This window comes from Sorangium sp. So ce327 (assembly GCF_051530205.1).
In the GTDB taxonomy this organism is placed as follows: domain Bacteria; phylum Myxococcota_A; class Polyangia; order Polyangiales; family Polyangiaceae; genus Sorangium; species Sorangium cellulosum_B.
Genome location: NZ_CP150330.1, coordinates 11745880 through 11763656, shown reverse-complemented (window position 1 = coordinate 11763656; position 17777 = coordinate 11745880). Strand labels below are relative to the sequence as shown.

Annotated in this window: 11 protein-coding genes and 1 pseudogene; 4 read left to right on the top strand and 8 right to left on the bottom strand. The window is 70.2% G+C overall.

Annotation, left to right across the window (positions count from 1 at the left end; translation table 11 throughout):
• Positions 1–425: 425 nt before the first annotated feature.
• Positions 426–1685, top strand: coding sequence for a cellulase family glycosylhydrolase (locus WME95_RS44200; protein ID WP_437905206.1), 1260 nt, complete (start codon positions 426–428; stop codon positions 1683–1685).
• 48 nt (positions 1686–1733) lie between these two features.
• Here the strand turns inward: WME95_RS44200 and WME95_RS44195 are convergent, their stop codons facing one another.
• From WME95_RS44195 to WME95_RS44165, 7 genes and pseudogenes are all read right to left on the bottom strand, one after another.
• Positions 1734–2465, bottom strand: a complete 732-nt coding sequence (locus WME95_RS44195; protein WP_437905205.1) for a nucleotidyl transferase AbiEii/AbiGii toxin family protein — start codon at positions 2463–2465, stop codon at positions 1734–1736.
• Positions 2462–2833, bottom strand: coding sequence for a hypothetical protein (locus WME95_RS44190; RefSeq protein WP_437911133.1), 372 nt, complete (start codon positions 2831–2833; stop codon positions 2462–2464). The genes WME95_RS44195 and WME95_RS44190 overlap by 4 nt, the downstream gene beginning before the upstream one ends.
• Before the next feature lie 75 nt (positions 2834–2908).
• Positions 2909–2995: pseudogene (locus WME95_RS44185) on the bottom strand (hypothetical protein); the annotation flags it as partial.
• Complete coding sequence (locus WME95_RS44180) at positions 2958–3338, bottom strand: RNA ligase family protein (RefSeq protein ID WP_437905204.1); 381 nt, start codon at positions 3336–3338, stop codon at positions 2958–2960. The pseudogene WME95_RS44185 and the gene WME95_RS44180, both read right to left, overlap by 38 nt.
• Before the next feature lie 277 nt (positions 3339–3615).
• The gene (locus WME95_RS44175) at positions 3616–5529 is read right to left on the bottom strand and encodes an ATP-binding protein (RefSeq protein WP_437905203.1); all 1914 of its coding nucleotides are present in this window, start codon (positions 5527–5529) and stop codon (positions 3616–3618) included.
• 276 nt (positions 5530–5805) lie between these two features.
• A complete protein-coding gene (locus tag WME95_RS44170; RefSeq protein WP_437905202.1) occupies positions 5806–6966 on the bottom strand; it encodes a Kelch repeat-containing protein in 1161 nt (386 codons plus the stop codon).
• Positions 6967–7308: 342 nt separating this feature from the next.
• The gene (locus WME95_RS44165; RefSeq protein WP_437905201.1) at positions 7309–9231 is read right to left on the bottom strand and encodes a methionine--tRNA ligase; all 1923 of its coding nucleotides are present in this window, start codon (positions 9229–9231) and stop codon (positions 7309–7311) included.
• A 690-nt stretch (positions 9232–9921) separates the two neighbouring features.
• On the opposite strand from WME95_RS44165, the gene WME95_RS44160 reads away from it, so the two are divergent.
• Both WME95_RS44160 and WME95_RS44155 read left to right on the top strand, forming a co-directional pair.
• Positions 9922–11445 carry a serine/threonine-protein kinase gene (locus tag WME95_RS44160; protein ID WP_437905200.1) on the top strand — a complete coding sequence of 508 codons (1524 nt, stop codon included), beginning with the start codon at positions 9922–9924 and terminating at the stop codon, positions 11443–11445.
• Positions 11446–11720: 275 nt separating this feature from the next.
• Positions 11721–13007 (top strand): Hsp70 family protein, encoded by a 1287-nt coding sequence (locus WME95_RS44155; RefSeq protein ID WP_437905199.1) that lies wholly within the window; start codon positions 11721–11723, stop codon positions 13005–13007.
• A 1196-nt stretch (positions 13008–14203) separates the two neighbouring features.
• Here the strand turns inward: WME95_RS44155 and WME95_RS44150 are convergent.
• The gene (locus tag WME95_RS44150) at positions 14204–15499 is read right to left on the bottom strand and encodes a metallophosphoesterase (protein ID WP_437905198.1); all 1296 of its coding nucleotides are present in this window, start codon (positions 15497–15499) and stop codon (positions 14204–14206) included.
• Positions 15500–16265: 766 nt separating this feature from the next.
• On the opposite strand from WME95_RS44150, the gene WME95_RS44145 reads away from it, so the two are divergent.
• Entirely contained in the window at positions 16266–17660 is a 1395-nt protein-coding gene (locus WME95_RS44145; RefSeq protein WP_437905197.1) for a glycoside hydrolase family 6 protein, read from the top strand.
• Positions 17661–17777: the final 117 nt, after the last annotated feature.

Sequence of the window (17777 nt, the reverse complement as noted above, 5' to 3'; positions counted from 1 at the left end):
GATTCAAGCGGGGGCCGGCTCACACATGTGGCCGTCTCCGCGAGCTCCGAAGCGCGCTCGTCCCCCTCGGACATCCCGGCCCCGCGGCGCCCATCGAGGCGCTGGACAATGAACCGATTAAGTGGTTTGTTGTCCGCGCTTCCCGCGGGCCTCGGGCCATGTCGCAGGCGTCGTTTGTGAGCCCCGGTCCGCGGTTTCTTGGTTTCTTCATTCTCGTGGGCCCGCGGACGGAATAGGTCCTCTCCTCGCCGTGGGTTCCTCCCAGGCCTGTCCACGCAGGGCGTCACTGGCGCGCTGCCCGCGCCGCTGCGCGGCGTGCAGGACCTGTTCGACCTGGAGAACGAGAAGGGTTCACCGTGCGGTCACGCAGGGTCGAAGCCGGACGTCGCCAGGTGCAATCAGGGGAGAGGCAGAAGGAGATCACGATGCGCGTTCTTCACGGGTCGGTGGCTGGTTGGACCGGAGCAGCCCTCATGGCGCTGGGCCTCTCCGCGGGATGCGGAGACGACTCGGACGACCCGCAGGGCTCGGGGCAGGAGACGACCGGAGCGGGCGGCGGCGCATCGGGCGCGGGCGGGGGGGCCACCGGAGCCACGTCCGGCGCCGATGGCGCCACGTCGAGCAGCGGCGCCACGTCGGGCGCCGGCGGCGCCACGTCGAGCAGCGGCGCCACGTCCGGCGGCGGCGCCGCCTCGAGCAGCGGCGCCACGTCCGGCGCTGGCGGCGCCACCTCGGGCGCGGGCGCCGGCGGGGGTGACCAGGAGTCGACGGGGTTCTCGGTGCGCGGCCGCTTTCTCTACGACCGCTGCGGAGAGAAGGTGCTGCTCCGGGGCATCAACGAGATGGTCGTGTGGCTGTCGTCGGGGCCCGACGGCCTGCCGGAGTTCGCGGAGATCGCGAAGACCGGCGCCAACGCGGTGCGGATCGTCTGGCTCGCCACGGAGTCCTCGGCGGGCCTCGATCAGGCCATCACGAACGCGCTCGCGCAGAAGCTCATTCCGATCGTCGAGCTCCACGACGCGACGGGGAAATGGGATCTCCTGCCGAGCCTCGTCGACTACTGGACGAGAGCGGATGTCGTCGCCGTGATCAAGAAGCACGAGCAGAGCTTGCTCGTCAACATCGGCAACGAGGTCGGTGACCAGGTGGACAACGCGGCGTGGGAGGCGGGCTACAAGCAGGCCATCACCCGGATGCGCGGCGCCGGCATCACGGTCCCGCTCGTGATCGACGCTTCCAAGTGGGGGCAGAACATCGACCAGCTCCAGGCCGTCGGCCCCGCGCTCGTCAAGCACGACCCGAACATCCTGCTCAGCGTCCACATGTGGTGGACGGACGGCAGCGGGGCCACGATCACGAAAGAGCTGCAGGAGTCCGTGGCGTTGAACCTGCCTTTGATGGTCGGCGAGTTCGCGCAGCACGCCGTGTACGAGTGCGGCAAGCACCCGTTCGATTACAAGACGCTCCTGGCCAGGAGCGTCGAGCTCGAGGTGGGGTGGCTCGCCTGGTCGTGGGGCGCCGTCAAGAACAGCGACTGTCAGAGCGACGGGCCGTTCGACATGACGACCGACGGGACCTTCGCGGGGCTCACCGGCTGGGGTCGCGAGGTCGCGGTGACCGACCCGAACAGCATCCAGAACACCTCGGTTCGCCCTCGCTCGATCGAGACCGGATCCTGCAGGTAGGCGCGGCGACGTCCCCGGACCCGGGCGCCCACGTTCGGCGCGGCTTCGTCAGCTGGCGGGGTGCAGGAACGACCGCACCACCTCGCGCGCTTCGCGGATGGCGTCGGTGCGCGAGAAGGTGACCCACGGCGCCGACGCCACGTACTTCTTCCACTTGTGGCGGCTGCTGCGGCCGGACCCCCAATCCTCGGCCGTGAAGAACGCGTCGAGCGCGCTGAGGCTCATTTCGCGGCTGGCGAAGGCGCTCTCGACGCAACGCTTGGTGGCCACGGGATCGAGCGTGCAGTGCCGGGCCAGGAGCACCAGATCGATGAGCGTCTTCGGGTGCCAGCGACCACGCGGACCGAGCTCCACCAGCGAGTGAACCTTCCAGGCGAACATCACCTCGGGCGCGACGGCCGGCAGCGTGAAACCTTCCAGCTCGAAGGGGCGCGGAGCGACGCCGAGCACCTCGCCCCAACCGAAGTCGACCTGTAGCTTCCGTTCGCCGCGTGAAAGCTCGAGCCGCAGGCCAGGCCAGGGCGTTTCGAGCCAGATGCCCCACGCTTTGACGCAGAGGTCAGCGACGACGCCTTCAGCCGGCAGCTCGCTCGAACCCAGGAGCTGATTCACGACGCGCGTGGCGCGATCGAGGCTCCAGTCCCCCATGAGGACGAAGTCGAGATCCGCCGCGACGCGCCCGGGGACCCAGCTCGCCGTGAGCTGGCTGCCTCGCAGCACGGCGTCGGCGCCGAGCTCGGTGCGCGGCATGAGCTCGAGCCACGAACGGATCAGGCTCATGCCATCCACCCCGTGTCCACATCGAGCGCCGAATCATAGACGGTGTACTCACGCGTACGGTTGCGCAGCGGCAGACCGAGCCGCGCCGCGAGCGCCAGCACCTGATCGAAGCGCGCGTCGGCCGAAGCCTGCCCCAGGCCCCACGAGCGCAGCGTGACGAAGCGGAGCTCGACGCCGTCCGCGCGCGGCGCGCCGCGCGACAGGTAGGCCCCCAGCTCGGCGAACGCGCGCGACACCTCGGCCTCGCTATCGGGCGAAGGCAGCACGACCTTGTCGCAGGCGGCGACGGTCACGTGAGACTCGAACACGCCTTCGAAGCCCGTGCCACGCAGCTCGGCGGCGAGCTCGAGGAAAGGCAAGAGTCGCATATTGACGACGTATTTCGAGCTCCGGAGCTCGGCCAACGTGCGCTCGAAGCCGTCCGGGATCCACACAGGGTCCCAGCCGTAGCCCTGCTCGCCGCGCGGTCCCTTCGCGACGCTCCCGGAGTTTTCACCTGCCGAGCATGGCCGAGATGCCGAGCGCGCCACCTCGATGCAGGAGCGCCGGACGAGGAAATGCGCCTTGCAACCGAGCGTCGAGCTCGTCGAACGTCCATTGTCGGCCCTCATGAAAGGCGTCGAAGACCACGAATGGCTCGTGGCGGAGCTCGTAACGCGTCGAATGCGCGAGCGCGAGCCATTCGCCGACGAGCCACCCGCCGGGGTGGAGCAGCTCGCGGAACGAGGCCGCGCGCTGCTCGACCCAGGCCGCGAACATCTGGCGCCCGGGGTTCTCGGAGCGCGCGGCGAGCGTGCCTTCACGGCCCAGCGCCAGCACGGCGTCGCCGAGGCGCGCGACCGCGACGCAGGAGCCGTCGAGCTTCTCTTGCACGAGCACCTCTTCTCCAGGGCGCGGCGCGACCAGGCAGCGCTCAGCAAGCTCGCGCGGAGCGGTGCGGTCGGACGAGCCAGTGCGAGAGCCGGGCAGGTGCGGAATCTTGAAGTAAGCCTTCCGACCGAGTGGGCGTTCAAGCTCGACCACGGCTCGGCTGCGCATGACTCGGCGTCGAAGCGCTTACTTTAACCAAATGGCGTCACGGTCGACAGCCTGCGAAGGATAGCCCGCTCGAGGCCATTCCGATATGTTAGCAATTTTCCTCCAGCGCGCTTCAGCGATCGGCGAGCGGCAAGGTAAACGAGAAGGTGCTCCCGTCGCCGACCCGGCTCTCCACCCAGATTCGCCCACCGTGCGCCTGGACGATCCCTCGCGCGATCGCCAGACCGAGGCCCGTGCCGCGCTGCCTGTTGTTCGGGCGCGTCCAGTACGGGTCGAAGATGCGTGGGAGGTGTTCGGCCGCGATCCCGACACCGGAATCCCGGACGTGGATCCCGACCTCGCCGTCGAGCGCCTCGGCACGCACGCCGATCGCCCCGCCGTCGGGCGTGAACTTGTGGGCATTCCCGAGCAGGTTGGAGAGGACCTGGACGACCCGGTCGCGATCGGCGAGCACCCGCGGCAGATCCGCCGGAACCTCCACGTGCACCGACAACGAGCGGCTGGTCGCGCCGAGGCGCACCGCTTCCGTCGCATCCGCCACGAGGTCGGAGACCTCGTGAGGGGCGGGCAGGATCGACAATCGGCGAGCGTCGATGCTCGCCACGTCGAGCAGGTCGGCGATGAGGCGGTTGCTGTGGAGCGCTGCGCGCTCGATCGTCCGTACGCCGTCCCGCCACTTCTCCGCGCCGACGCGGGACCCGAGCTCCCGCTTCAGCAGGGCCGCCCGGAGCATGATCGTGCTGAGGGGATTGCGGAGATCGTGGGCCACGATGCCGAGCATCTGCTCGCGCTGCCGGACCGCATCCTGTGCCTCGGCGCGGGCGCGCATCTCCGACTCGAAGAGGCAATTGCGCTCGACCGCCTGAGCGCACTGATCTGCCATCGTGGCGACCAGCTGGCGCATCGCCGGATCGAGGCGGCACGGCCCCTCGATGACGAATACCAGGCCGCCGAGATCCCGACCGTGGATCCGGAGCGGCAGCGCCACGAGGCGTGGCGAGGCCATCGCGGCCAGGGTGGGGCTCGGGGCGAAGCGCGTGGCGGCCCCCTCGGCCTCGTCGGGGTCCGGCAGGATGACCAGCTCGCCGCGGCACAGGGCCAGGACGATCGGCTGCTCCGGATCGGACGGGATCGCCGAAAAGGGCGACGTCCCGTCGTCGCCGGTCGAGGCCACGAGGCGCAGCCCTCGTGGGTCGTCCGTTCGCAGGTAGGCCCGCGCGCCCTGGGCCCGCAGGATCGCGCCGATCGCGTGGATCGCGACGCAGGCGGACTCTCGGGCGGTGCTCGTGCGGGCGAGCGCGGCCGTGACGGCCTGCAGGTGAGCGAGCTGCTCGCGCGCCTCCTCTGCCTGGATCCGGCCTGCCTCCTCGGCCTCGCGGCGGCGACTTTCCCATGCCGCCTGCAGCTCGCGCTCGATGGTGTAGGCGATGTGCGCCACCAGCGCGAGCCGCTCGGGGCTGCCGGTCGCGACGGACGTGCTGACGTCGATCGCGCCGATGATCGTACCGTCGGGCGCGTGGATCGGCGCGCCGGTGCACGTGCAGTCGTCGAATGCGCTCGCGAAGTGCTCCGGCCCGACGATCGCGACCGGGCGATTGGCGGCAATGGCGGTGCCGGCGCCGTTGGTCCCCATCGCCCGCTCCGACCAGTCGAATCCGGGCAGGAGGCCGAATGTCTGCATCATCGAAGGAGACGTGCCGACCGAGTAAAGGACGATGCCGTCCCCATCGACGACGTAGACGGCCGGCTCCGACGCCCGCAGGAGCGCGGCGGCCCAGTGCAGGTGAGGGATGGCGGCCCGGACCAGGTCGGCGCTCCGTTCCAGCCTCCTCGCGAGCTCCTCGTCGTTGATCCGCCGGAAGGGCGGACGAACGGGGTCGACCGCCGCCGCCCGGCTGCGCTCCCAGGAGTCGAGTACGAGACGGCGCAGCGGGTCGGTGAGATTCAGCTCGCGGACGAAGTCGTTCCACGTGCGGAACCGTTCTTTCGCGACCGTGGCGCCCGGCGTTCCAGCATCCCCCACCATGGACACCAACCTCGTAACACGAGAGCTGCGCCAAGGCACGAGCCTGCTGACCTGGCAACTCACCGTTCACGTCGCCATGCTGAGGAGCGTGCTCGGCGTCGCGCGGCTGCTTGGCCGCATGGCTGCGTTCTCTCGCATGGCTACCGGGGCGCGGGCCCTCCACGTCAGGGAAGATGTTCAGCCCGGCAGTCCGGCCTGTGGAGTCCAGGAAATCGTGACCAGGGCGAGGTCGGAGAATTCGCCTGAGACCGGCGTATTCGAAGCTTTTGGGGAGACTCAGCCGCCGCAGGCGAGGGGGATCGTCAATCTCCACATGTCGTTGAGCAGCACTGGCGCGAACTCCGCGGTCGCTCCCCCGAAGATGTAGAGCTCGTAGGCCGTGGCGGTCCTCCGAGTGAAGTAGAACTGGCCGAACCTCGGCGCCGGCGCGGGGCCCGTCATCGCGGTGTCCACGCGGGTCCAGGTCCCGGTGTGGAGATCGAAGTACCAGACATCGGACAGGGTGGTACCGTCGAACTGGCTGCCCCCGACCAGCCAGATGCGGTCGTTGTGCTCATCGGCGATCAGCTTCGCGTTGTCGCGGTGACCCGGTCCGGCGGCCTCGTCGAAGACGAGCTGATCCCAGGTCTCCGTGTCGACGTCGAACCGCCAGAGGTCGCCGAGGTAGTTCTCCGGCGTGAACAGGCCGGTCCCGTTCACGGCGTCGTTCGTGTATCCCCCATAGACGAGCAGGGCGTTCCAGCCCTGGGAGTAGACGAGCGGATGGTGGGCTCGAGCGCGCGGGGCGGGTGAGCCGGTCGCGACCTGCTTCCAGCCGTTCTTGTAGCGGACCAGGTTGTGCTGGAGGCCGTCAGGGCGGTTGATGAAGGCTGGCAGCGTCGACGACGAGCCCGAGAAGGCGTACGCGACGGTCTTGTGTTTCCCCTTCTTTCGCACGGCGACCGCCTCCGTGGAGCGGTTGGCGCGCCCGATCTCGGCCGCGCTCTGCGCGATCTGCGTCCACCCGTGCACCGGATCGAACCGGAACGTGTCCTGGTGCGTGAGGTCGAGCCCGCGCCGGAAAGGACCTCTCCCGCCGGAGACGATCAGCGCGTCCTCCTCGGCGACGCACCACATCATCGACTCGGCCCTGGCGGACGGCCCGCCTGGGTACTGGCCGAGGTCGTACCAGGTCAGCGTGTCGACGTCGAAGGCGCTGAAATCGGCCACGGGCTCGTCATCCGGGTAGGTCCCGTTCAACCCACCGAAGATGTAGAACATGCCCTGGTGATAGGCGCTCGCGCCGTCCCAGATGGCGTCGGGGATGGCGCCGCCCTGCGGAATCTCGGTCCAGTAGGGCAAATTCGACTGAGCGGCGCTCGGGCGGATACCGGCGAGCAAGAGCACGAGTGAGAAAGAAGCGATGAGCACGATCCGAAGCAGAACCCTGCATCTCATCCGAGCGACCTCCTTGATCCAGGAAACGGCGGGCGCGCGCCCGGCGCATCGCGAGCGTACAGGAGAAGTATTTCGTCGATGCATGGATAAGTCGCTGATACGGAGGTAGGCGGATCGCGCAAGGTTCTCCATGTTCACCAGCGCGTGCAGCGTGGCTGTACGGTGGGACGGTGATGGCGCGACTCCCTTGGCCGCGCGCGATGCGGCGGCGCAGGGCGCCCCGTGGGGCCGCACCGGGACCGCCCTCGGCGGCGAAACAGGCGAAAGCTATGAAATAGCTGCTGTTTTCTGCGGCCGCTCGCCATCGACCGGCGTTTCTGGCGGGACTTCTGACACGCGGAGCTATTCCTCCGGCGCCGGCGGGAAGTAGACCTGCTTGGGACCGATGGCGTGCCCGGCGGGGATGGGGGTGCCGAGCTCCTCGAGGCGGAAGACCTCCGGCGGGAGCCGGAGCGACTCCCGCAGGCGATCCATCGTGGTCGGGACGAACGGGTAGAGCATGATCATCAGGTTCTTGAGTACGTAGAACGAGGAGAAGAGGGCGTCGCGGCGGCCCTCCTCCGGGTGCCGATCGTCGTGCGGCTTGAACTGCGCGAAGAGGCTGTTGATGACGCGCGCGTAGTTCTCGATCTCGAAGAGCAGCGTCGGGTAGTCGGCGCGATCCATCGCGCGCACGTAGCGCTGGACGATGCGCAGGGTGTCCGAGGCGACCTTGTCGAGCAGCGCGCCGTGGGGCACGCGCCCATCGAACTTCGAGTGCGCCGCGGAGATCGGCCGCTCGAACGCCGCGTTGAGCGGCCCGGCGAGGAACCGGTTGCGCTCGTCGAGCTTGGCGAAATCGAAGTTCGACGGCTTCTCCGCGAGGCCGAGCAGCGCCAGGTAATAACGGATCTGGTCCGCTGAATACCCCTTCTCGTCGAGGAGCTGATCGGCGGTGAAGAAGTTTCCCCGCGACTTGCTCATCTTGTCGCCCCCGACGAGCAGGTGGAAGCACCCGAGGACGTCGGTGAGCTGCAGCTCGCCGGGCGCCGGCAGCCGGCGCGGATCGGGCTGCGTACCGAGCCACATCGCGCCCTGCATGAGCACGTAAAAGAAGACGTTGTCCTGGCCGAGGAACTGGTAGATCCTGGCCTCTGGATCGCACCAGAAGTCCACGTACCGCGCCGGATCGACGCCCCTCCGGGCGAGCGCGACCTGCGAGAAGGCGATGGGCGCTATCAGCGAGTCGGGCCAGACATAGAGCGTCTTGCCGCAGAGCTCCGGATCGAGATCCACCGGCAAGGAGAGCCCCCAGGCGACGTCGCGGGTGATGGCGCGGTGAGCCCAGTCCTCGACGGGCTCGCTGGGGACGCCATGGCGCGCCAGGGCGGCGCGCGCCTCCTCCATCTCCGGCTTGCTGCCGAGCTGCAGCAGGACCTTGCGATCCTGCGTGAACTTCGCCTTGTGCTTCGGCAGCGACGCCTTGATCTCCTTGTACGCCGGGGCGAGCTCGGCCTCGAAGCGGAGCGAAGGCATCACGGTGTTCAGCACGTCCGCGAGCACCGCCGGGCGCCACGCGCCCTGCTTGCCCTGGATCCAGCCCCGGAGCGTCTCGGACACGGCCCACATGTCGAGCCACCAGTGCGCGGTGTCGCGCATCACCGGCGTGGCGTTGCTGAGCGCGCTGCGCGGGCTGCCGAGCTCCGAGGGCGAGTGCTGGTGACCGCAGCGATCGCACTCGTCGCTGTACGCGTCTCCGTTGTCGCACTTCGGGTTGGGGCAGCGCCCGCGCACGAAGCGGTCGGGGAGGAAGCACTGGAGCTCCGGATCGAACCACTGGCTGCTCGTGCGCTTCTCCAGCAGGCCGTTGTCGTGCAGGCGCCGGAGGAAGCGGTGCGCGAGCTCCTGCTGAATCGGGAAGCACTCTGGCCGCGAGGTCCCCGAGTAGACATCGAGATCGATGTCATACCGCCGGAGGCTCGCGCGCTGCTTCTCGTGGATGCCGTCGATGAACTCGCGTATCGGCACCCCGGCCTGGCGCGCCGCGATCTGGCTGGCGGAGCCGTGATCATCGGTGCCGCAGACGAAGAGGACGTTCTCGCGGCCGATGACGAGGCCCAGCCAACGCGCGTGGATGTCCGCAGGGACGTGCGCCCCCGCGAGGTGCCCAAGGTGCAACATCCCGTTGGCGTAGGGCATGCCTGCGGTGACGACCGCCCGCCTGGGCCTGCGAACCTGGCGAAGGACCGAGGCGACGTCGGTCGGGGCGCCGTGATAAGATGCCATCGAAGCTCGCTATACCCCAGCGGGCCCATCAGCACAACGCTCGCGCCTCAAGCTTCCTTCGTCGCATCATGAGCCGTGAAGCCGCGCCCGCAGCGGGCTCGGGCCCTGCCTGAGCGCCGAGGTGGCCTGCTCCTGAAGCATCCCCTCGAATAGTCCGGGAAAATTCACAGGGAGTCGGGGAGTCGGGGAGTCGGGGAGAAGAAGAAGTTAATCCCATCAATCTCCCCGTCTCCCCGCCTCCCTGTTCAATATTTCTCCAAGAATGCCGAATTGAAGACTTCCACCTTCACGGCGATCAGGCCCGCTCGGATCACGCGCAGATCGCGGCGCGTGTCGTGTGGGCACGGAGCTCCGCTGTCGCTCGCTGGTCCGGGACCACCCACCCATCGGCGCAGCCAGCGAAAGCGACAGCTCCCCACGGGTGGGCATCGACGTGATGAGGCCCGGCCAGGTGGGCCTCCAGCCCATGCCCGCGTGACACAGGGACGCGCCGCGGACGCCGCCAGGCCGCCGCGCGGCAACCGGCGGAGCTCTCCGGCGTCGCCCTGCGCCAGCCCCGGGGCCGATCCGTCGCGCCCGGAACCCGCTTCTCGATTAGACTCGCCGTCGATGGCCGACCTAGCCAGGCAAGCCGCCCCGGACCAGGCACGGCAACAGGTACCCCCGGAGAGGCCCACCCGACGCTGTCCCGTGTGCGGCGTCCGGTACCCGCTCGACTTCCTCGTCTGCCCCATCGACGCGACGGCCCTGGAGCTCCAGGGCGTGACCGCGACCGATCCGATGGTCGGCGAGCTGCTCGCGGGGAGCTTCTGCATCACCGGCGTGATCGGCGCGGGCGGCATGGGCCGCGTCTACGTCGCCGAGCACATCCGCCTGCCGAAGCGCTTCGCCGTCAAGGTGCCGCACGAGCACTTCGCCAGCCACCGGGAGGCGATGGCGCGCTTCGAGCGCGAGGCGCAGACGATCGCGCGCGTGGGCAACGAGCACGTGATCGACGTCGTCGACATCGTCCGCCTCAAGGACGGGCGCCCGTGCATGGTGACCGAGCTGCTCAAGGGCGAGGACCTCGGCGCCTTCCTCGACCAGGTCGGCAAGCTGCCGCTCCCCACCGCCATCACGATCTCGCGCCAGGTCTGCCGCGGCCTGGCCGCGGCCCACGCGACCGGCGTCGTCCACCGCGACCTCAAGCCGTCGAACCTGTTCCTCGTCCGGCGCGAAGGGGGCAGCGTCCACGTGAAGATCCTCGATTTCGGGGTCGCCAAGGTGCTCGACGGCGCCGACCTCACGCGCACCGGCTCGGTGGTCGGCACGCCCCAGTACATGGCGCCGGAGCAGGCGCGCGGCTCGGCCGACGTCGACTCGCGCGCGGACATCTACGCGGTAGGCGCCGTGCTGTACCGCATGCTGACCGGCGAGCGGCCCTTCCCCGAGGAGGAGCCGACGCGGACCATGCTCCGCCTGCTCACCGAGGACCCCCGGCGCCCGCGCGACATCGACAAGACCATCCCCGAGGGGCTCGAGGCGCTGATCCAGCGCGCCATGGCCCGGGCGCGCGAGGACCGGCCGCCGTCCGCCCAGGAGCTCGATCGCCTGCTCGCGGACTTCGATCTGCAGGATCCGCTCGCGCCTTCCCGCGCGCTCGGCGTGGGCGTCGCCGTGACCGAAGGCGCCCCGAACGACGAGCGGGCCACGGTCGTCATCCCGAACGCCCAGGGCCAGAGCGCGGACGACGTGACGCGCAAGGCGCGGCGCGCTCGCCCCGTCGCGTCGCTGCTGTCCATCGCCGTGAGCCTCGCCGCGGGCGCGGCCGTCTTCACCAGCACCGCGATGGTCCTCCGCAGGGTCTACGGCATCACCGAGCGGCGGGCGCTCAGCCAGAGCGAGGTCCTCCTCGCCGCGGGCGCCGCGGGCGCGCTCGCCTTCATCGCCTTCGTCGCCACCCTCCGGGTCCTCGTCGGCCGCTGGCGGAGCGCGCCGGCCATGGAGCGCCTCGGCCACGGCCTGCTCGGCGCGCTCGTGTGGCTGTTCGTCTCGTGCGGCGTCCTCGCGCTCGGCGCCGCCGCCTACAACGCGTTCGCGCTGCCGATCCCCGCCCTGGGCCTCGACCCGGCCGAGTGGCTCGGCTGGGTGGACGTCGGCGTGATCGCCTTGCCGACCCTGATCGCGCTCGTCGTGCTCACCGTGGCGCTCCGGCGCGTGACCCGCGTGTCGTAGAGCGGCGGTCACCCGCTTCGGATACGGGCCCATCTCGTCGTTTTCGGTGCTCAGCGCACCGGAGTGCGCTTCCGCGCCGAAAACGCCGATCTGGGCCCGTCTTCTGTGCGGGTGACCGCCGCTCTGCGTCGCGTGTGTCAGAGCGGGCTGGGCGGCAACTTTTGCTCATCCCGCGAGCCAGCCGATATTTTCTCATGCATTCGGTAGCTTGTAAATAGGTGGCCGGATCGGCGAGATCCGCGTGCTCGCGAAGCAGCCCACGAGGAGGCGAGATCATGTCCGCACGATTCAGGCCCGAGGTGTATGCCGTCGATTTCGGTACCTCCAACTCGCTGCTCTCGGCGGCCAGCGCGGAGGCGACCTGCCCGCCCATCCCGCTCGACGCCGCGGCGGCCGATCCGACCGTCCTCCGGAGCCTCCTGTTCTTCGGGCAGGAGCGGTTCTCCTGCGGCGCGGCGGCGATCAGCGACTTCGTCGCGAACGGCATGCAGGGCCGCTTCATCCGCTCGATCAAGAAATACCTCCCCGATCGCAGCTTCTCCGGCACGCAGATCGGGCACCGGGTCGTGACCATCGAGGACCTGATCGGCCGCTTCCTCCGGGAGATGCGCGAGCAGGCGAACCGCCACTTCGACGCCGACGTCGCGCGCGTCGTGCTGGGCAGGCCGGCGAAATTCTCGGCCGAACCGGCCGACGATCGGCTCGCCGAGGAGCGCCTCGAGCGGGCGGCGCGCATCGCGGGCTTCCGCGAGGTCTCGTTCTGCCCCGAGCCGGTCGCCGCCGCGCACGACTTCCACCTGGAGCTCGATCGCGGGGCCGTCGTCCTCGTCGCCGACTTCGGCGGCGGGACGTCCGATTACACGATCGTCCGGATGCGGCCGGAGGGGTTCTCGCCGTCCGACGTGCTGTCGCTCGGCGGCGTCTCGGTGGCGGGGGACGCGCTCGACGGCAGCCTCATGCGCCACAAGATCGCCCGCCACTTCGGCGCGGAGGTCACCTACCGCGTCCCGCTCGGCTCGAACCAGCTGACCATGCCGCGATCCATCGCCGAGAAGCTCTGCTCACCGGCCGACATGACGGTGCTCCAGCACCGCGACGTCCTCACCTTCCTCCGCGACGTGAAGGCGTGGTCGCTCGGGCCCGAGGATCGGCAGCGCATGGACAACCTGCTCTGCCTCGTGGAGGACTCGCTGGCCTTCCGGCTCTTCGAGGAGATCGAGCGCAGCAAGTGCGCGCTGTCCGGCGAGGCGGCCACGGAGTTCCGCTTCGATTACCCGTCGATGCACATCCGCGAGCGCATCGCCCGAGAGGAGTTCGAGGCCGGGAGCGAGCGGCAGATCGACGCCGTCCTCGGCGCGCTCGACCGGACGGTGGCGGACGCGGGCCTGTCGTTCGACGGCATCGACGTCGTGTGCTGCACGGGCGGGACCGCCAGGGTGCCGGCGCTCCGGCGCGGCATCGAGCGGCGCTTCGGCGAGGGCAAGGTGAGGCAGCTGCGGAGCTTCCACTCCGTCGTCCAGGGGCTGGCCGAGCGCGCGCGCAGCATCGCCGCCGCGTCCTGATGAGCGGGCGCCGGCCGTGCCGGTCGGCGCGGCGGCGTCCGCGGGCGGCGCGGCCCCGCCGGTCGGCGAGGCCTCGCCGTCGAGCCAGCGGGGATCGCCCTCGACGACCCACGGGTACGCCTCGTGGAGCGCGCGTTCCATCAGGCCGCCGTAGCTGTGGCCGGCGCCCACGGCGTGGACGACGCGCGCCGTGACGCCGCCGCGCTCGAGCACCTCCCGCGTCTTGCGCGCCTGCGCCGCGCAGTCGGCCCGCCCGCACGCGAGGAGCACCCGCGCCCCGCCGCCGCCGCGAAAGCGCCGCGCGGCGCCGGGCGTCCACTCGTCGAAGCTGCCGTATCCACCCTCGATCAGCGCCGCCCGCGCGAAGCGGGCGGGATGCCCGGGCAGGAGCAGCGCGCCCATGATCGCCCCCTGCGAGTACCCCGCATAGATCGGGTCGCGGAGATCCACCCGATCGCCGAAGCGCGCCGACAGCGCCGAGACCGCCGCGGCGACCTCGCGGCTCAGCGCGTGATGGTCCGGGTAGTAGAAGATCTGCCCGGCGTCCGGCGTCCGGACGTCGATCGGCTTTCCGCGCGGGCAGAGCACGAAGCCGGCCCCTTTCACGATCCCGCGCCAGATGTCGCAGTGCCATTCGGGCCGATCGCCCGCGCCGTGCGCGACCACGAGCAGGGGCCGCGGCCCCTTGCCTCGCGGCGTCACGACCACCGCGGGGCCGAAGTCCGGGACCTCGAGCGCCATGAGCTCGGGCTCGTCCGCGGCCGGCGGAGGCTCCGGCGCAGGCTGGGGCGCGCTCTCCAACCCGCGCCCGTGCTCCTGCCGGGCGGCGGGCGGATCGCTGCGGCCGACACGGCCGAGAGGCGCGGCGAGCGGCGCTCGCGCGCACCCCTCGGCGCCGATCGCGAGCGCGATCCCGAGGAGGAGCGCCCGCCGGGGGCCCGGGGCGCTCAGCGCGTGTCGACGTGCCGCGCGCGCCTCACGGTTCGCGCGTGTCGTACGTGCCGCACGTGTTGCGCTCATCGCGCATCGGAGGGTGAACACCCTCAGCACGGGAATCAAGAACCGGAGAACACGCCACTGCCGGAGACCCTCGAGCGCCCGGGAGATCGCGGCGGCTCTCCGCAGATCGATGCCGGGCTCGGCCGTCCGCTCGCCAGCGCCATGCGAGCTCGACGGGGACGGCGTCGGGCGTGACGTCAGGCGGCGACGAGGACGATGCGGCTCACCTCGGGCGGCGCGCCGACGCGGGCGGGCGGCCCGGCGGTGCCGAAGCCGCGGTTGATGTAGAGATGCGAACCGCCACGCTGGTAGAGCCCGGCGACGTAGCCGTGGGGGAGCACCAGATCGGCGGGCCGCACGAGGAGGTTGATCTGGCCTCCGTGGGTGTGGCCGCTGAGCTGCAGCGCCACCTCTCCGGCCGCGTCCGGGAAGAACACGGGGTTGTGGCAGAGCAGCACGCGCGGCAGATCGCGGGGCACGTCCGCGATCGCCCGGCCGAGGTCCGGACCGCCGCCGGGGACTCGCCCTCGCGCCCACACATCGTCGACGCCGAGCAGCGCGAAGGCGCCGCCGGGCCCGCCCACGACGCAACCGCGGTTGCTCAGCACCCGGGCGCCGCCGCGCTCCAGCGCGCCCAGCGCCGCGTCGATGCCGGCGAAGTGGTCGTGGTTGCCCGGGATCGCCGCGACGCCATGCCGGGCGAGCGGGCCGAGCCTCCGCGTGAGGCGCCCGAGGTGCTCGGCGTACCTCGGATCGAAATCCACGAGATCACCCGTCATCACGACGAGATCGCCGCGGGCCTCGCGCACGAGATCCTCGGCGGCGCGCATCTCCGGCTCGCCGACGAACAGCCCGAGGTGGATGTCGGACAGCTGCACGATGGTGAACCCGTCCAGGCTCCGCGGCAGGCCCGGTATCGGGATGGCGACCTCTTCGATTGTGTAGTCGTGTCGCCCGAGCAGCGCGCCATACACAGCGCTTCCGCCGCCGATGAGGAAGGCGGAGCCAGCGGCCCCGGTCGCGAGGAAGTCGCGGCGGGCGAGCGTCGGCAGCTCGACCGGCGGCGGGAGCGGCAGGGCCGCGGGGCCGCCGTCCTCCTGCGCCCCTCGCTCCGCGGGGTGGGACGCCGTGTCGGCAGGGCGGGCGGTCCCGCCGTCCGCGAGGGCGGCCGCCGTCGCGCGCCCGAGCGCGGCGCGCCCGAGCCGCGCGATCAGCCGGCCGAGGTCCACGACAGCGAGCAGGACCGCGGAGATCAAGACGCTCAGCGAGAGCGTGCTTCCGCCGAGCCCCATGCCGCGGAGCACGCCGTCCGGCAGCGCGCCGCGCCCGAACCGCGCGGAGATCATGGCGATGATGCCGGCGGCCAACAGGCACGCCAGCGCGCGCCGGGCGCGCACACCCAGGCCGAGCAGCCTGGAGGCGCGCCGGTGCACGTACAGGCCCAGGACGCCGAGGACGAGGGCGAGGATCAGCGAGAAGACCGCGAAGCGCATGGGCAGCTCTGCACGAAGGGGGACGGAAGCCTAACCGATCGCCGGCGGTCGGCCAGAAAGCCCTCCGTGACGGCCCGATGACGGCAACGCGCCGCGACGGACGCCGCGACACGCGGATGTCGAGCGCGATCTAACGCGCTGTCACGTCATGAGCGTCCGGCTGGGAAGGCTGGGAAGAAGGCTCACTCGCACGCGCGGGCGAGCGGCGCACTTCGCCCCTCGACATCGGATGCTCCATGGCGCCCTGCGTCGCCTGCTCGCATGACGCCAGGCGCAGCGCTCCGAGCAGCCCTGGTGTGTGTCATCAGCGCGGAGGAGCGGAGTCTGTCGCCGCTGACAACCTTGGAAATAGAACTGAAACCCTTCTATCCGTCTGCCGTGTCACATCCGGACCCAGCCGCGCTCGCAACTGCGGAGTCGTGGTGGTTGCGCGTTGCGTTGAGCGGATCGCGCTCGCCCCCCGCCGGTGCGTTCTCCCCTTGCAGAACCGCTGCAGCTTCATCGCGGCCGCGCGCGGGTCGGGCAAGACGCACGCACGCGTGACGCGCGTCGAGAGGTGTCGATCGTTCTAGCGTCCGTGGAAAAATACCTACATAGCGTACTACGACGCAGCCGCGTTGGCGTGGGATAGCCGTCGTTTGTCCTTGCCCGAGAGAGGCCATTGGTCTAAATTCGGCCCGCTATTTGACGCGTTGAATTGGCCTGGTTTCTTCATTGAAGTGATGAGAGGCTTAATATGCTGAGAAGGAAGACGCATCAGCTGGGGTTGGCAACGTCGGTTGCGGTCATCCTCGCGCTCACGGCGTGCGGGGACGGCGGGGGCGGTGACAACAGCGGGACGGGCGGGGGCAGCAGCGGCGCGGGCACCCCGACGGGCAGCGGCGTGGGCGCGGGCACCCCGACGAGCACCGGCAACGTCGATCCGACGACGACGAGCACCGGCAACGTCGACCCGACGACGACGAGCACCGGCAACGTCGATCCGACGACGACGAGCACCGGCACCGTCGATCCGACGACCAGCGCGGCTTCGGGCGGCGGCAACTGCACCACCCCGGTCGACATCGCGGCTCCGAACGGCAACCCCTTCGCGGGCGCGGAGCTGTTCGTGGACCCCGGTTACGTCAAGAAGGTCGACTCGTCGATCGCGATGGTCACGGATACGGCCCTGAAGGCGAAGATGGAGAAGGTCAAGCAGATCCAGACCGCGTTCTGGCTCGACCGGATCGAGGCGATCAAGGAGCTCCCGGCCTACCTCGACGCGGCGCTCAAGCGCCAGAACGAGACCTGTGAGCCGGTCACGGCGCTCATCGTCATCTACGACCTTCCGAACCGCGATTGCTTCGCCGAGGCGTCGAACGGCGAGCTCCAGCTCGCTCAGAACGGCACCCAGCGGTACAAAGAAGAGTACATCGCCCCGATCAAGCAGATCCTCGCCGCTCACTCGGGTCAGCGCATCGCCGCGGTCATCGAGCCCGACTCGCTCCCCAATATCGCGACGAACCTGGGCGGGAAGCGATGCGACGAGACGACGGCGCAGTCCTACCGTGACAACGTCGCGCACACGCTCAAGGAGCTCAACATGCCGCACGTGTACCAGTACATCGATGCGGCGCACTCGGGCTGGCTCGGCTGGCCTGACAACCAGAAGGCGGGCGCCAAGATCTTCGCCGAGGTCATCAAGGCCGCCGGCAGCCCGGCCAGCGTCCGCGGCTTCGCGACCAACGTCGCGAACTACACGCAGCTCAGCTACACTTCGGAGAGCTACGAACAGCAGAGCAATCCCTGCTTCGGCGAGTTCGACTACGTCGATGCCATGGCCTCGGCGCTCGCGGCCGAGGGCCTCGGCGACAAGCACTTCATCATCGACACGAGCCGCAACGGCGTCGGCAACATCCGGAAGGACTGGGGCTACTGGTGCAACAACAAGGGCGCGGGCATGGGCGAGCGGCCGAAGGCCAGCCCGGGCGGCGCGACGAACCTCGACGCCTTCGTGTGGGTCAAGCCGCCGGGTGACTCCGACGGCGTCGGCCAGGAGGGCCAGCCGCGCTACGACCTGTTCTGCGGCAAGGAGAACGCGGACACGCGCGCGCCGCAGGCGGGGCAGTGGTTCCACGACTACTTCGTGGAGTGCGTGAAGAACGCCAATCCGCCGCTCTGATCGGCGGGTCGGCCTGCTCCAGGCTGTGACGAGCGCGCTCGGCTGAGCGCGCGGCCGGCGGCCGGGGCAGGCGAGGAGCGTGAGAAAAAGGGGTCTACCTTCCCGCGGACGACGCGG

Coding starts and splice junctions, on each gene's coding strand:
- WME95_RS44170 (WP_437905202.1), bottom strand. CDS start 6,966: ATGAGATGCAGGGTTCTGCTTCGGATCGTGCTCATCGCTTCTTTCTCA.
- WME95_RS44155 (WP_437905199.1), top strand. CDS start 11,721: ATGTCCGCACGATTCAGGCCCGAGGTGTATGCCGTCGATTTCGGTACC.
- WME95_RS44190 (WP_437911133.1), bottom strand. CDS start 2,833: ATGCGACTCTTGCCTTTCCTCGAGCTCGCCGCCGAGCTGCGTGGCACG.
- WME95_RS44175 (WP_437905203.1), bottom strand. CDS start 5,529: ATGGTGGGGGATGCTGGAACGCCGGGCGCCACGGTCGCGAAAGAACGG.
- WME95_RS44195 (WP_437905205.1), bottom strand. CDS start 2,465: ATGAGCCTGATCCGTTCGTGGCTCGAGCTCATGCCGCGCACCGAGCTC.
- WME95_RS44150 (WP_437905198.1), bottom strand. CDS start 15,499: ATGCGCTTCGCGGTCTTCTCGCTGATCCTCGCCCTCGTCCTCGGCGTC.
- WME95_RS44200 (WP_437905206.1), top strand. CDS start 426: ATGCGCGTTCTTCACGGGTCGGTGGCTGGTTGGACCGGAGCAGCCCTC.
- WME95_RS44165 (WP_437905201.1), bottom strand. CDS start 9,231: ATGGCATCTTATCACGGCGCCCCGACCGACGTCGCCTCGGTCCTTCGC.